The 14,999-nt window shown below is 64.1% G+C and carries 8 protein-coding genes; 3 read left to right on the top strand and 5 right to left on the bottom strand.

All coding sequences use genetic code 11. The features are described 5' to 3' along the window. Window positions 1-85: 85 nt before the first annotated feature. Complete coding sequence (gene gap / locus AC56KW_RS00245) at window positions 86-1,099, bottom strand: type I glyceraldehyde-3-phosphate dehydrogenase (RefSeq protein ID WP_497168727.1); 1,014 nt, start codon at window positions 1,097-1,099, stop codon at window positions 86-88. Window positions 1,100-1,189: 90 nt separating this feature from the next. Further along, window positions 1,190-3,187 carry a transketolase gene (gene tkt, locus AC56KW_RS00240; protein ID WP_497168726.1) on the bottom strand — a complete coding sequence of 666 codons (1,998 nt, stop codon included), beginning with the start codon at window positions 3,185-3,187 and terminating at the stop codon, window positions 1,190-1,192. A 134-nt stretch (window positions 3,188-3,321) separates the two neighbouring features. Here tkt and AC56KW_RS00235 point away from each other — a divergent pair, with 134 nt between their 5' ends. Continuing rightward, window positions 3,322-4,047: a 16S rRNA (uracil(1498)-N(3))-methyltransferase gene (locus AC56KW_RS00235; protein ID WP_497168725.1), complete on the top strand. Its 726-nt coding sequence runs from the start codon at window positions 3,322-3,324 to the stop codon at window positions 4,045-4,047. 75 nt (window positions 4,048-4,122) lie between these two features. Here AC56KW_RS00235 and AC56KW_RS00230 read toward each other — a convergent pair whose 3' ends face one another. From AC56KW_RS00230 to AC56KW_RS00220, 3 genes are all read right to left on the bottom strand, one after another. Beyond that, window positions 4,123-7,011 carry a TonB-dependent receptor gene (locus AC56KW_RS00230; RefSeq protein ID WP_497168724.1) on the bottom strand — a complete coding sequence of 963 codons (2,889 nt, stop codon included), beginning with the start codon at window positions 7,009-7,011 and terminating at the stop codon, window positions 4,123-4,125. 604 nt (window positions 7,012-7,615) lie between these two features. Further along, on the bottom strand, window positions 7,616-10,654 hold the full coding sequence (locus AC56KW_RS00225; protein WP_497168723.1) for a TonB-dependent receptor: 3,039 nt from the start codon (window positions 10,652-10,654) through the stop codon (window positions 7,616-7,618). Window positions 10,655-11,333: 679 nt separating this feature from the next. Then, on the bottom strand, window positions 11,334-12,311 hold the full coding sequence (locus AC56KW_RS00220; protein ID WP_497169064.1) for an IS1595 family transposase: 978 nt from the start codon (window positions 12,309-12,311) through the stop codon (window positions 11,334-11,336). A gap of 187 nt (window positions 12,312-12,498) precedes the next feature. Here AC56KW_RS00220 and AC56KW_RS00215 point away from each other — a divergent pair, with 187 nt between their 5' ends. Both AC56KW_RS00215 and AC56KW_RS00210 read left to right on the top strand, forming a co-directional pair. Further along, the gene (locus tag AC56KW_RS00215) at window positions 12,499-14,118 is read left to right on the top strand and encodes an NAD(P)/FAD-dependent oxidoreductase (RefSeq protein ID WP_497168722.1); all 1,620 of its coding nucleotides are present in this window, start codon (window positions 12,499-12,501) and stop codon (window positions 14,116-14,118) included. Beyond that, the gene (locus AC56KW_RS00210) at window positions 14,115-14,996 is read left to right on the top strand and encodes an EamA family transporter (RefSeq protein WP_497168721.1); all 882 of its coding nucleotides are present in this window, start codon (window positions 14,115-14,117) and stop codon (window positions 14,994-14,996) included. Before AC56KW_RS00215 ends, AC56KW_RS00210 begins: the two co-directional genes overlap by 4 nt. Window positions 14,997-14,999 lie beyond the last annotated feature (3 nt).

The raw sequence follows: 14,999 nt of genomic DNA, 5'->3' as shown, positions 1-14,999 counted from the left end.
GGCTACCTTGCCCCCGCTTTCGCGGGGGCGACGTCAAAAAAGAAAAGCGCCCGAAGGCGCTTTTCTTTTTGCTGCATGCCGCCGATTACTTGGCGTTCATCAGCGCGACGGTGGTGTCGAGCATGCGGTTCGAGAAGCCCCACTCGTTGTCGTACCAAGAGGTGACTTTCACCAGGCGGCCCGAGACCTTGGTGAGCGTCGCGTCGAAGTTCGACGATGCCGGGTTGTGGTTGAAGTCGACCGAGACCAGTGGATCGGTGTTGTAGGTCAGGATGCCCTGCAGGGCGCCTTCCGACGCGGCCTTCTTCATGATGTCGTTGATTTCTTCGACCGTCGTGTCGCGCTTGGCGATGAACGACAGGTCGACGATCGACACATTGATGGTCGGCACACGGATCGCGAAGCCATCCAGCTTGCCGTTCAGTTCCGGCAGCACCAGGCCGACCGCGGCGGCGGCGCCGGTCTTGGTCGGGATCATCGACTGGGTGGCCGAACGGGCGCGGCGCAGGTCTTCGTGCATCACGTCGGTCAGCACCTGGTCGTTGGTGTAGGCGTGCACGGTGGTCATCAGGCCGGTTTCCAGGCCGATCGCGTCATGCAGCGGCTTGACCAGCGGGGCCAGGCAGTTGGTGGTGCACGACGCGTTCGAAATCACCGTATCCGAGCTCTTGAGCACGTCCTGGTTCACGCCGAACACGACGGTCGCATCGACATCCTTGCCGCCCGGGGCCGAGATGATGACCTTCTTGGCGCCGCCCTTCAGGTGGGCCGAGGCTTTTTCTTTGGTGGTGAAGAAGCCCGTGCACTCCAGGACGACGTCCACCTGCAACTCGCCCCAAGGGATTTCGGCCGGGTTACGCTGCGCGAACACGCGGATCTTGTCGCCGTTGACGATCATATTGTCGCCTTCGACCGTGACGGTGCCCGGGAACTTGCCGTGGGCGGTGTCGTAGCGGGTCAGGTGGGCGTTCGACTCGGCATTGCCGAGGTCGTTGATCGCCACGATCTCGATATCCTGTTTCTTGCCGCCTTCGTAGAAGGCGCGCAGGACATTGCGGCCGATACGGCCATAACCATTGATTGCAACTTTGATCGTCATGCTGTGCTCCTGATTAGAAAAAAACTTTTTTCGTAACGAACATAGTAAAACGGGCCGCCCCGGCAAGGGCGACCCGCGTCCAGCGAATGCTTATGCTGCGATAACTTCTTTTGCTTTCGCGACGACGTTCTCGACGGTGAAGCCGAAGTGCTTGAACAGCACCGGCGCCGGCGCCGATTCGCCGAAGGTGTCGATGCCGACCACGGCGCCTTCCAGGCCCACGTACTTGTACCAGAAGGCGGTCACGCCGGCTTCGATCGCCACACGAGGAATGCCTTTGGTCAGCACACTTGCCTTGTAGCTCGGCTCCTGGCGGTCGAACACGTCGGTCGACGGCATCGAGACCACGCGCGCGGCGATGCCCTCGGCTGCCAGCGCGTCGAAAGCCTTGACTGCCAGCTCGACTTCGGAACCGGTGGCGATCAGGATGACTTTCGCGTCAGCCGCATCGCGCAGCACGTAGCCGCCCTTGGCGATGTCGGCCACCTGCGCCGCTTCACGGGCCATGAACGGCAGGTTCTGGCGCGAGAAGATCAGGGTCGATGGGCCATCCTTGCGCTGGACCGCCGCGCCCCACGCCACGCTTGACTCGACGGTGTCGCATGGACGCCAGTTGTCGAGGCCCGGGATCAGGCGCAGCGACGAGACGTGCTCGATCGACTGGTGGGTCGGGCCGTCTTCGCCCAGGCCGATCGAGTCGTGGGTGAACACCGAGATCGAGCGGATCTTCATCAGGGAAGCCATGCGCAGCGCATTGCGGCTGTAGTCCGAGAAGGTCAGGAAAGTCGCGCCGAACGGGATGAAGCCGCCGTGCAGCGCCACGCCGTTCTGGATCGCCGACATGCCGAATTCGCGCACGCCGTAGTTGATGTGGTTGCCGGCGATGCCCGACCGCACCGGCACCGATTCCTTCCAGTTGGTCAGGTTCGAGCCGGTCAGGTCGGCCGAGCCGCCCAGGAATTCGGGCAGCGCCGGGGCCAGGGCCTGGATCGCGTTCTGCGACGCCTTGCGGGTGGCGATGGTCTCGGCCTTGTCGATGCAGGCGGCAATGGCAGCGTCCAGCGTTTGCTGGAAGTTGCCCGGAAGCTCGCCCTTCATGCGGCGCTCGAATTCGGCGGCCAGTTCGGGGTGGGCGCCGCGGTAGGCCGCGAACAGCGTGTTCCATTCACCTTCGGCTTGCGCGCCGCGCTCTTTCGCGTCCCATGCCTCGTACAGGTCGGCCGGGATGTCGAACGGGATCGGATCCCAGATCAGGTGCTTGCGCACGGCCGCGATCTCGGCGTCGCCCAGTGGCGCGCCATGGACCTTGTCGCCGCCTTCCAGGTTCGGGGCGCCCTTGCCGATGATGGTCTTGCAGCAGATCAGGGTCGGACGATCCGATTGCTTGGCCTTTTCGATGGCCGCATCGATGTCGGCGACGCTGTGGCCGTCGACCTTCGGGATCACGTTCCAGCCATAGGCTTCGAAGCGCTTTTGCGTATCGTCGGTGAACCAGCCTTCGACGCGGCCGTCGATCGAGATGCCGTTGTCGTCGTACAGCCAGATCAGCTTGTTCAGGCGCAGGGTGCCGGCCAGCGACGCCACTTCGTGCGAGATGCCTTCCATCAGGCAGCCGTCGCCCAGGAAGGCGTAGGTGTAGTGATCCACAACATCGTAGCCCGGGCGGTTGAATTCGTTGCCCAGCAGCCACTCAGCCAGCGCCATGCCGACCGAATTCGCAATGCCCTGGCCCAGCGGACCGGTGGTCGTCTCCACGCCCGGTGTGATGCCGACTTCCGGGTGGCCCGGGGTCTTCGAGTGCATCTGGCGGAAGGCGCGCAGGTCATCCATCGACAGGTCGTAGCCGGCCAGGTGCAGCAGCGCATAATGCAGCATCGAGCCGTGGCCGTTCGAGAGCAGGAAGCGGTCGCGGTTCATCCAGCCCGGATTGGCCGGATTGTGACGGTAGTGCTTGTCCCACAGCGCAACGGCAATCTCGGCCATGCCCATCGGCATGCCCGGGTGGCCCGAGTTGGCTTTCTGGACAGCGTCCATCGCCAGCGCGCGGATCGCGTTGGCCATCAGGGTGGTGGTTTGCGTAGATTTCATGGAGATCGAGGATCAGGGATTGGAAAGCTGATGGCCTGCGAGGCCGTAGCCCGTTATTCTACCAGACCGGGGTGCTGCCGATTTAAAATGCAGCTTGTTTCCTTTAACGCAAGCCCCCGCTGCCACCACACAGAATGCCCCGTTTTTACTGCCCCCAGCCACTCGCCGCCGGCGCCACCGTCGACCTGCCGGAAGCCGTCGCCCATCACCTGCACGTCGTGCGCCTGCAGCCAGGCGCCAGCCTGACCCTGTTCAATGGCGAGGGCGGCCAGTACCGCGCCACCCTGCAAGAGACCGGCAAGCGCCGCGCCACCGCCACGGTCGACGCCTTCGAAGACGTCGAGGCCGAGGCGCCCTATTCCGTCACCCTGGCCCAGGGCCTGCCGGAAGGGACGAAGATGGACTGGATCGTGGAAAAGGCGGTCGAATTGGGCGTGGCGGCGATCCAGCCGCTGGCGGCGCAGCGCAGCGTGGTGCGCCTGGCCGGCGAGCGGCGCGATAAGCGGCAAGCCCACTGGCACGGGGTGATCGTGGCCGCTTCCGAACAATGCGGCCGCAACCAGCTGGCGCGGCTGCATCCGCTCGCCGATGTGCAGCCGTGGCTGGCGGCGCCGCCCGAAGGCGTGTGCATCCTGCTCAGCCCGCGCGCCACCGAGTCGCTGGCCGGCTGGGCGCGCGCTACTGCGCCGCGGCCGGTGACCTTCCTGATCGGCCCTGAAGGCGGCCTCACGCAGCAAGAGGAAGACGCGGCCGTCGCCGCCGGCGCCCTGTCGCTGTCGATGGGACCGCGCGTGCTGCGCACCGAGACGGCCGGGCTGGCCGCGCTGGCCGTGCTGGCCGGCGCCTGGGGCGGTATGTAGGCGCGGGGCGCACCATTCATATGAAGAAAGCCCGCCGGCATCGCTGCCGGCGGGCTTTTTACTGGGCGTTAATACTTAGAACGTGTAGTTGGCGCCCAGGCTGAAGAACCGTCCCACTGCGCCAGGCTGGTGCAGCGAGGCGTTGTACGAGGTTTGCGCACCGGCGTTGCCGTAGGTGGCGACGTCATACGGGGCTTCCTTGTCGAACAGGTTCAGGATCGCGCCGCGGATGGTCAGGTTCTCGGTGACCTTATAGGCCACGTTGAGGTTGGTCGCGGTGAACGACGACACGTTGCAGTAGTTCGCAGGCTGGACCAGTCCCTGGAAGTAGGTACGGCCACCGACGTCCAGTGCGGTCGAATCGCAGTCGGTTGCGCCCAGCGCCGGGTCGATGGTCGAGAAGCCGCTCGTGTAGTTCACGGTGGCGGTCACGTCCAGCGGGCCACGGGCATAGCCGAGGGTGAACTGGGCACGGTCCTTCGGATTGCCGGTGGCGCCGCCGACCGACGACGGCCCCTGCGTGCCGGCCAGCTGGTACGAGCTGCCGGCAACCGCGGTCTCGTAGCCGAACACGTGCGCCGCACTCAGGTTGGCGGTGATGGTGCCCATGTCGCCCAGGCGCCAGCGGTAGCGCACATCCGCTTCGATGCCGTGGGTCTCGGTGCTGCCGGCATTGATGTATGGCGAAGTCGCGTACAGGATCGGACCGGCCGATGGGATGCCCGGCGCGGTGGTGTTGCCCGAGCCGGTAGCGATATCGACCGTCGCCGCAGGACCACGAACCCAGGTAGGCACGAAGGACGGGTCATTGCCTGCCTGCGTGACGATCAGGTTCTTGATCTGGATCTTGTAGTAGTCCAGGGTCATGTTCAGGCCACGCATCGGCTCGACGATGATACCGAAGGTGTACGACTTCGATTTCTCGGGCTGCAGGTCGGGGTTGGTGGTCTGCACATACGGTGGGTTGACCCCGCAGGCGGTCGGCACGTTGCCGGCCGTGGTCTGGCTGCCATTGGCGCACAGGATCGGATCATTGATCGCGTTGAAGGTGAAGAACGACCCTGCGTTACCCACTTCGGCCGGATTCGGGGCGCGGAAGCCGCGGGCGAACGTGCCGCGCACGCCGAACTGCTGGATCGGGGTCCACTTGAAGTTGGCCGACGGCGTAAACGAATTGCCGTAGGTATCGTAGTGGTCGTAACGGCCGGCAAGGCCGATCTCGACGTTCTTGATCGGCGTCGCCTGCAACTCGGCGAACACGGCGCTATTGGTCTCGTCGCCGATCGTGAAGGCCGAGGTATTGGCGACCGAACCGTTCAGTGTCAGGCTCGACGGTGGCGCATTCTGCTTGCGCTCATGCCAGTGCACGCCGGCTGCAAATGCCAGCGGGCCGGCACCGAACTGCGGCAGCAGTTCGCGCGACCCGACCAGGTCGGCATAGTTCAGGGTGGAGCGGATCTTGTTGCTGAACTGCGGCGACACAGCATTCAGGACAGCCGGCGAATTGTTGCCCAGCACATTGAACGTGCCGTTGCGCAGTGCGTTGTACAGGTTGGTGCGGTTCACATAGCCGCTGTAGTCCAGATCGCTCTTGACTTCGGTAGCGCCGATGGCGGCGGTGACGTCCCAGCCGTATGCGCTGCCCATCAGGTCGGCGGACACGCGGGTCGCCGTCGACTTGTTCTTGGTGGTCAGGTTGGCGCCGACGTCCGGGATGTAGCCGTACAGGCGGGCCGCTTGACCGAAGGGATTGGTCACGTTGGCGCCGACCTGGGCGCCCGGTGCGAAGGTAGTGTTCGGAACCGCGCCCACGCGCGGGGTCAGTACGCCGTTGACCAGGGTGGTGGTGCCGTTGAAGCTGATCGGGTTGAAGGCTTGCGGCGTCGCACCGCGGTTATTGGTGCTCTCGCGCTGGAATACCGAACCATTGAAACGCACTTCCCAGTCTTCGCTCAACTTCTTGGTCATGCCGACCATGAGGTTGACGTTCTCGGTTTCCGGCTGGATGAACGAGACTTCATCGCGCACGGAGCAGCCACCTGCACGATACTTGATGAAGTTGCAGTTCGGGTCCAGGAACAGATAGTTCGCCGGGTTGTTGACGTTCGTCACACCAGCGGGATTGTTCGGGTTGGTCGGGTTGTACAGGAACGGGCTGCTGGACGGCGTCAGGAAGGCGTTCAGGTTGGTCGGCACGCCCAGGGTCAAGTCGTTGCCGCCACGTGCGCGCCAGTCACGGTTCGCATAGCCGAAGGTGTCACGGTCGGCGACCTTGATCGCGTCCTGCTTGCGGTATTCGGCGGTGATGAAGGCGTTGTAGCCGTCGGCGCCAAGGTCGCCGATGCCGGTGCTGATCGAGGCGCGCTTGGTCTTGCCGCCGCCGTGCTGGGTGTCGCCCACTTCGGCCGACAGGCGGGTGCCGTTCAGGTTCTTCTTGAGCTTGATGTTGATCACGCCCGCGATCGCGTCGGAGCCGTACAGCGACGAGGCGCCGCTTTTCAGCACTTCGATGCTCTCGATGGCGTCGAACGGGATCGACGACACGTCGACGAAGGAGCGCTGGGAGTCGTCCGACAGCGGATACGGGGCCATGCGGTGGCCGTCGATCAGCACCAGGGTGGCGCCGACGGTCAGGCCGCGCAGCGAGATCCCCGAAGCGCCATTGGCGAAGGCACCGGCAAAACCGGTGCCCAGCGTGCCGGCGCCGTTGGCGGCCAGGTCGGTCAGCAGTTCGGCGACCGACGTCTTGCCGCTCTTCTGGATGTCGGCCGCGGTCAGCACCTGCACCGGAGTCGGTGTTTCGGTATTGGTACGGCTGATCAGCGAACCAGTCACCACCACGCGCTGTGCGCCTGGCTCGGCGCCGGCTGGCTGGGACTGGGCCATGGCCGGCGCAGCGCCTGCCAGCGCGCCACTGGCGACTGCGCAGGCAATCGCAAACGGCATCGACTTAATTTTCAACATTGTGTTTCTCCTTGCTGTTCTTTTGGGGTTTTATGTAGACGCACGTACCGGTCCGCGCGCAAATGTTTCCGCCAATACAGATTCGTCTATATATCGCCGCCTTGCAGGCCATGCTTTTCATATACAGACGTGTAATAGGGACGAACATCCTCGATATGCGTTGATTCACGAATCAAACGTCATATGACTCATTCCATAAAACCATATCAAAACGAAAAGCGTCAACAGTGCGAGGAGATGTGCATATTGTGAAATCCTGCTAAATCGGGGCTCGGTGTGGTCTCGATTGCGCGGAAGAGACGCCATGCAGGCGCGCCTGGCACGCTGTCCAAGCAGGAAACGACAGCCGAAAAAAACGCTAAGTTATTGTATTTACGATAGTTTCAAGAAAATATTTTTGATTTGCCTCAGCAAAAAGCACTCTCCTGTCTGAAAAATCTACATACATTGTATGTATCACTAACAGATGTATAAAAAATGTAGTTGACGTTCGGGATAGTTGCGCAGAAACGACGACAATCCAGAATATTTACACTTATTGCGACAAATCAACCGGCGACCATTTTCTTGAGTGGACGGCACCGCCGCCCACCACCTCCAACGATCAGAACTTGTGATCGTAGGACACCGACACGCGCGCATAGCGCGGCGGGGTCAGCGACAACGGGGTGCCGTACAGGCTCGAGACCGCATCACCGCTGTTATAGGCTTCGGTCACGTTCTGCACCGCCTGCTCGTTGCTCACGTTGAACACGTCGAGGCGCAGCTGCAAGCCCTTGAGCACGGTCGGCCGATAGGCCACGTTCAGGTCCAGGCGCTTGTCCCACGGCAGGTTGCCAACGCTGCCGCGCTGCACGATGTGGTTTTGCGGGACGTCGGCGCCGCCGCACCAGAAGCTCTGGTTCGCATAGTTCGGCGAATCGCCCGGATTGGCCGAGGTGCCGATGCAGCTGCGCGGACGGCCCGCGGCGAACAGCACATTGCCGCCGACCGCGATTTCCGGGGTGATTTCATAGAAGCCGAAGGCCTTGAGCTGGTGTTTGCGGTCGTTCGGCAGCAGGCCGTAGGCGCCTTCCATCAGTTCCGGATAGTCCCAGGTCGAGGTCACGGCGACGTCGGCCTGGCCATTGTCGGATCGCACCTGGCCCTCGGTATTGCCCTTGTTGCGCGACCAGGTGTAGTTCATCTTGCCGTAGAAGCCGTTGCGGTACGGGTGCTCCAGGAACAGGTCGACCGCGGCGTAGGTCCGTTTCGGCTTCGTGAAGCCCTGCTCGGCGGCGGTCAGGGGCACGGTGGTCAGCCTCGACGGATCGCCCGAGAAGTCGACCATGAAGGTATTGTTGCGGCCCGGGTTGAACGTCTGGCAGGTATTGCCCCAGTACGGATTGGTGATCGCGATGCCGTTCGCCCTGGCATAGCGCTCGAACGGACGCACGTCGCAGAAGTCGTCGATGGTTTCCTTCAGCTCACGGTAGCTCGCCTTGCCGCCGAAGGTCAGGCGCGGGGTGATGGCGCGCTCGAAACCGATGGTGATTTCGTCCTGGTAGGCCGGCTTCATGTCGAGCGCGGCGAGGGTCGCCACCACCTTGTCCTGGCCGAACTCGTTATTGCCCGACAGCGGATCGGTCAGCTGCACCAGGCCGGTCGGGGCGCCGTTGGCGTCGACGCCGGTATACGTGAAATACTGGTCGGTAAAGGTCGAACGGCCCGCGCCGCGCACCGAGATATGGGTCGGGATCGGCACCGAATAGCGGCCAAGGGTGGCGAACACCTTGGTCTGGCCGTCGCCATTGACGTCCCAGGCCGCCGCCAGGCGCGGCTGGATCTGGTTGTCCATGTCGAGGAAGGTCACCTTGGAGTCGTTCTGGTTCTCGAACGACTCGCTGCGCACGCCGATGGTCAGCAGCAGGTTCTTGGTGGCCTGCCAGCGGTCCTCGACATAGAAGGCGCTTTGTTCGGCGTACGAATCGGTCACGGTCGAGAACAGGCGCTTCGAGACATAGTAACCCTGGTTGCCCAGGCCGCCACCGCTGGCGGTCGCCGGCACCGTGCCGCCGCTCACGCCGATCGGCCGGTTCGGATTCGCCGTGCGGAAATAAGCCCAGGTGCCGCCACCTGCCTTGAAGACGCCGGCATTGAGCGATTCGACGTCGGTGCGGTCGTAGCCTGCGCGCAGATTGTGGTCGCCAAGGCGGTATTCGATGTCCAGCCGGCCCGAATCGACCTTGTCCTTCGCGTCCGGCGCCAGGATATTGCCGGTGATCGCCTGCGGATTGGCATAAGTGAAGCCCGGCGCGCGGTTTTCCGGCGACGAGGTCGTGGAGAAGATGGTGGCCTGGTAGTTGCTGAAGGCGTTCTCGTGTTTCAGCTCGCTGCGGCCATAGAGCGCGGTCAGGGTCAGGTCGTCGGTGAGGTTGCCGGTGTAGCGCAGCATGGCGGAGCGGCCGCCGTTGTCGTCCACATTGCGGCGGGTCGCGGTCGAGGTGACGACGCCACTACGGGTGCGGGTGGCGTAATCGTACCCGCTATCCTTGAAGGTGCGCTTCGGGTTGTCGCCCATGGCCGTCAGTTCGAGGCGGTGGTCGTCGCTGATGTTCCAGTCGATCTTGCCCATGTAGCGCGCGACTTCGCGCTCGTCGTCGCGCCAGCCGTTCTGGGCGTTCGAGGTACTGGTGCGGAAGCCCTCGACGTAGCCGCGATCGTTCTCGAGCATCTCGGCGGCCACGTACATGAACAGCTTGTCCTTGACGATCGGACCGCCGACATAGGCGCCATAGGTCTTTTGCTCGCGCGTGTTCTCGCGCTGGGCGCGGCGCAGGGTGCCGTCGGTCAGCGGGTTGTAGCCGGTGTTGGCGTAATAGATGTCGTCCTCGCTGGCGCGCCAGCTCTTCGGCTCGAAGGTGACCTGGGCGCCCGCCTCCCAGGTATTGGTGCCGCTCTTGGTGATGACGTTGACCACGCCGCCGATCGAGCGGCCGAACTCGGCGCCGAAGCCGCCGACCAGCACCTGCGCTTCGGCGATCGCGTTGAACGGCAGCTGGGACGCGCCCAGGCCGGTCAGTGGATTGGTGACCGGGAAACCGTTGATGTAGTACGAGTTTTCGGACGCCGCGCCGCCGCCGAACGAGGCGCCGCCGGCGAAGCGCGAGTCCACGCGCGTCGTGTTCGGCGCCAGCTGGATGATGCCCTGGATGTCGCGCGTCACCGGCAGCGCGGACAGCTGGCGCGCGCTGAAGGTGGCGCCGGAAGACGTCGAGGTGACGTCGATATTGCGGCGCTGGCCGGTCACTTCGACCGTCTGCAGTCCGGCCGGGGCAAACACCGCTTCGGCGTTCTGGCCGATGCTGGTTTCGACCCTGGTCGTGCCTACCACGGTGTCGCCCCGGAACTGGGTCACCGTATAGGAACCGGTCGGCAGCGCGGTGGCCTGGAAGCGGCCCTGGGCATCGGGCGTGACGGTGCGGCGCAAACCGGTCGCCGGGTTTTCCAGCACGACGCGCACATCGGCGCCGGGGGCGACGGCGCCATATACGACCGAAGTGGCGTTCGACTGCGCCTGGGCCGGCGCCATCGTGCCGACGGCCAGGACGGCGCTGCCGAAGGCCAACGTCAAGGCGTGGACTAGAACGGTTTTCTTGAACATGGTGATTTCCTGTGTCTTGGACTTGCGGCCCGTCGCGTGGACTGGCCGGGAAGGGTTTATGTACGCATCACGTCTGCAACTGGGTTCGCAGTTTTTCCTCGCTCCGACCCAATGGCAGAATATTCATTTAAGAGAAGATTCGGCCGGGAGAGACCTGTACATACAATCATGGAGAAAGTTCATGTGTCAACGACACGGACTTCGCACCCCAAGTTTTATTCACCGTTCTTTTGCGCTACTGACGCATAGCGAATAAACATCCCCAAAACAGGGAAGGCTCGCACCATAACGCGCCCTCCGCGCACCGATAAGGACGCTCTATCCGCTTCATGCCATATGTCTCATGAATAACCCGTAAAACAAAATCTTCATGTGATTTCACATTCAAATGCAAATTTAATTTGCATTTAAGAATCATTTCTTGAATATAATTCGACCTCATCCAATCAGGGTAGGCAAGCATGTTTGCGCTATTGATAGTCGCCTGTGGAGCAAACATTTACTTGCTGCCCGAATCGGCATTTCAGCCGTGGAAGGCGCGCGAAATGGCAAGCGTGAAGCAGTGGTCTATTGATCTATCGCAATAAAAGCGCGCTCTACGCACGCAATGCCGCCAATGTTGGCGATATGCAACGATACGTCGTGCTGAGGTGCATGAAAGTTCTAGGCGCTGTGCGCGTTAATTCAGTTCTTTCCGACGGCACGTTGCGCACTGGATGATTGCGACCAGCAATTGCGCTGGCGTACGCAAAGCGCCGTCATCCAGGAAGCGCTGCCAGCCCGAATAGTTCACCAGGTAGCGACTGGCGACGCCATTGAAACGTTTCAGCCAGTTCTTGAAGCGGGCATGCCAGCCATTGACGTTATTCAGGTGGATCGCGCCCCGGGCCTTGATCCCGGCGCGCAGGTTGACCGCCTCGTGCGCAACCCCGGCGTCGGCGGCAAAGGCCCGGTAAGCGGCCGCCGAATCGCTGATCAACACCGCGTCCGGCGCGAGCACCGGCCGCAGGCAGGCGATGAGCTTCACGGCGCTGACCGGCCCGCGGCCAGTGTGAAAGTCCAGTGTCCGCCGGCCCCGGTCGCGTGCGACGAGCAGGCACTCGTGTTCGCGGCTGATGCCGCGCCGCGTCGCCACGCCGCCGCGCCGCCGCGCGGGACGCGTCAGGTGGCGCGAGCCCTTCTGCGATTCGAGCAGATAGGTTTCGTCCGCCTCGACCATGCCTTCAAGGCGATCTGGACGCTTGCACGCCGCCCCTGGCACGAAACGGTGGCGCCAGCGGAAGCTGGTGCTGCGGTGCACGCCGACGAGCCCGGCTGCTGCGCGGACCGTGCGCGAATCGAGCACGCATTGCAGGTACGGTAGCCAGGCGGCCTTCTTGCGCAGGCGCGCCAGCGGCGTGTTCGTCAGCGCATTGAAGCTGCGCCGGCAAGCCAGGCAGCGCCAGCGCTGCAGGCTGCTGGCCGCACCACAGCGATGGACACGGGGACACTGGCAATGCGGGCAGCACGGTGTGCCCGCCGCCTGGGCGACGAGGTGCAGGCACGCGCCAGGATGAACGATCGCAGCGATCCAGGCGCGCAGCCTGGCCACCTCATCGGTATGCAGGTGCAGGGAGGTCAGCGCGGCAAATACTTCTTCGAAGACCAAGCCTTGCATCATTGCCACCTGATGAGTTAACTCGATAGTGGCTGAGACCGGTGCGAACGGGAAAGGTTCGCATAATTAACGCGAACAGCGCCAAGTTCCACGGCATACCGGCGCATTGCGCACACGGCTGGGATGGCGCCAAGTAAAATAGCGCTTTGTCCGCTCCCTATTGTTGCCTCACCAGCAACCACCTTCCATGCTCCGTATTAACGAACTCAAACTCCCCCTGAACCACCCCGAACCGGCCCTGCGCGACGCCATCCTGGCGCGCCTCGGTGTCGCCGACGCCGACCTGGTCGATTTCAGCGTCTACAAGCGCAGCTACGATGCGCGCAAGAAGACCGCCATTGTGCTGATCTATTCGATCGATGCCGAGGTGCGCAACGAGGCGGCGGTCCTGGCGCGCCTGCAGCGCGACCAGCACGTCATGCCTGCGCCCGACGTCGACTACAAGTTCGTGCAGGTGAACAAGCCGGCGCCGGGCACCCCGCGTCCGGTGGTGGTCGGCACCGGTCCTTGCGGCCTGTTCGTGGCGTTGATCCTGGCCCAGATGGGCCTGAACCCGATCATCCTGGAGCGCGGCAAGATCGTGCGTGAGCGCACCGTCGACACTTTCGGCTTCTGGCGCAAGCGCAAGCTCAATACCGAGTCGAACGTGCAGTTCGGCGAGGGCGGCGCCGGCACCTTCTCGGACGGCAAGCTGTACAGCCAGATCAAGGACAGCAACTTCCATGGCCGCAAGGTGCTGACCGAGTTCGTACGCTTCGGTGCACCCGAGGAAATCATGTATGTCAGCAAGCCGCACATCGGCACCTTCCGCCTGGTCAAGATGGTCGAGCAGATGCGCGCCGAGATCATCCGCCTGGGCGGCGAAATCCGGTTTGAAACCCGCGTCGACGACGTGCTGATCGAGGAAACCGGCGGCGTGCGCCAGGTGGTCGGCGTGCGCCTGGCCTCGGGCGAAGAGATCGCGACCCGCCACCTGGCGATGGCGGTCGGCCACAGCGCGCGCGACACCTTCCAGATGCTGTACGACCGCGGCGTGTACGTCGAGGCCAAGCCGTTCTCGATCGGCTTCCGGGTCGAGCATCCGCAGTCGCTGATCGACGTCTGCCGCTTCGGCCCCAACGCCGGCAACAAGCTGCTCGGCGCGGCCGACTACAAGATCGTGCACCACGCCTCCAATGGGCGCTCGGTGTACAGTTTCTGCATGTGCCCGGGCGGCACCGTGGTCGCCGCCTCGAGCGAAGAAGGCCGCGTCGTCACCAACGGCATGAGCCAGTACTCGCGCGCCGAGCGCAACGCCAACAGCGCGATCGTGGTCGGCATCGAACCGAGCGACTACCCGGGCCATCCGCTGGCCGGCATCGACTTCCAGCGCGAGCTCGAATCGCGCGCCTTCGTCCTGGGCGGCGGCACCTATGACGCGCCGGGCCAGCTGATGGGCGACTTCGTGCGCGGGGTGGCCTCGACCGAGTTCGGATCGGTGACGCCGTCGTTCCGCCCGGCCGTGCACCTGACCGACCTGGCGACCTCGCTGCCCGAGTACGCGATCGTGGCGATGCGCGAAGCCTTCGTCGCCTTCGACAAGCAGATCAAGGGCTACTACAAGGAAGACGCGGTGCTCACCGGCGTCGAGACCCGCACCTCGTCGCCGATCCGCATCCGCCGCAACAACGACGACCTGCAAAGCCTGAACACGCGCGGCCTGTTCCCGGCCGGCGAAGGCGCCGGCTACGCGGGCGGCATCATGTCGGCGGCGGTGGACGGCATCCGCGTGGCCGAGGCGATGGCCATGGCGATGGCGGCCAGGTGAGCAACCGCGCCGCGGCCGATGCGATCGACACGGGCGGCGTTGCCGCGCCGGCGCTGGCAATCCTCGGTTCGCTGGTGTCGGTCAATGCCGGCGCGGCCTGGGCCAAGGGCCTGTTCCCGGCAGTCGGCAGCGCCGGCGTGGTCGCGCTGCGGGTCGGGCTGTCGGCCCTGATCCTGCTGGCGCTGGTGCGGCCCTGGCGCTTTATCCTGCGCCGCTCCGACATCCCGAACGTCGTCATCTACGGCGTGATGCTGGGGGCGATGAACCTGTGCATCTATCGTTCGTTCGAACGCATCCCGCTCGGGATCGCGGTGGCGATCGAGGTCACCGGGCCGCTGGCGGTGGTGATCCTGTCGTCGCGCCATGCGCGCGATTTCCTGTGGGTGGTATGCGCCGGCGTCGGACTGTGGCTGCTCCTGCCCGTTGCAGCCAATCCGGCCGCGGCGGCCCTCGATCCGGTCGGCGTGGCCTACGCGCTGGCGGCGGCGTTCTGCTGGGCGATGTATATCGTGTTCGGCAAGCGGGTGTCGTCGCTGGACGGCGGCCAGGCGGTGTCCCTCGGACTGCTGGCTGCCTGCGTGCTGGTGGTGCCGTTCGGCGTGGCGCAGGCCGGCGCTGGCCTGCTGGCGCCCGCGGTGCTCGGTGGCGGGCTGGCGGTGGCGCTGCTGTCGTCGGCCCTGCCCTACACGCTCGAGATGAAGGCGCTCAAGCGCCTGCCGCGGCGGGTGTTCGGGATCCTGGTCAGCGCCGGGCCGGCGGTGGCGGCGCTGGCGGGGTTTCTCTTGCTGGGCGAGCGGCTGACGACGCTGCAATGGCTGGCGATCGGCCTGGTGACGCTGGCCTGCGGCGGCGCTGCGGCGACCGCCGGCAAGCGTTGAACG

The sequence above is a fragment of the Telluria sp. RT2P19 genome (assembly GCF_059685725.1).
Note: the sequence above shows the minus strand (reverse complement) of the source record. Positions and strands in the feature narration are given on the sequence as shown.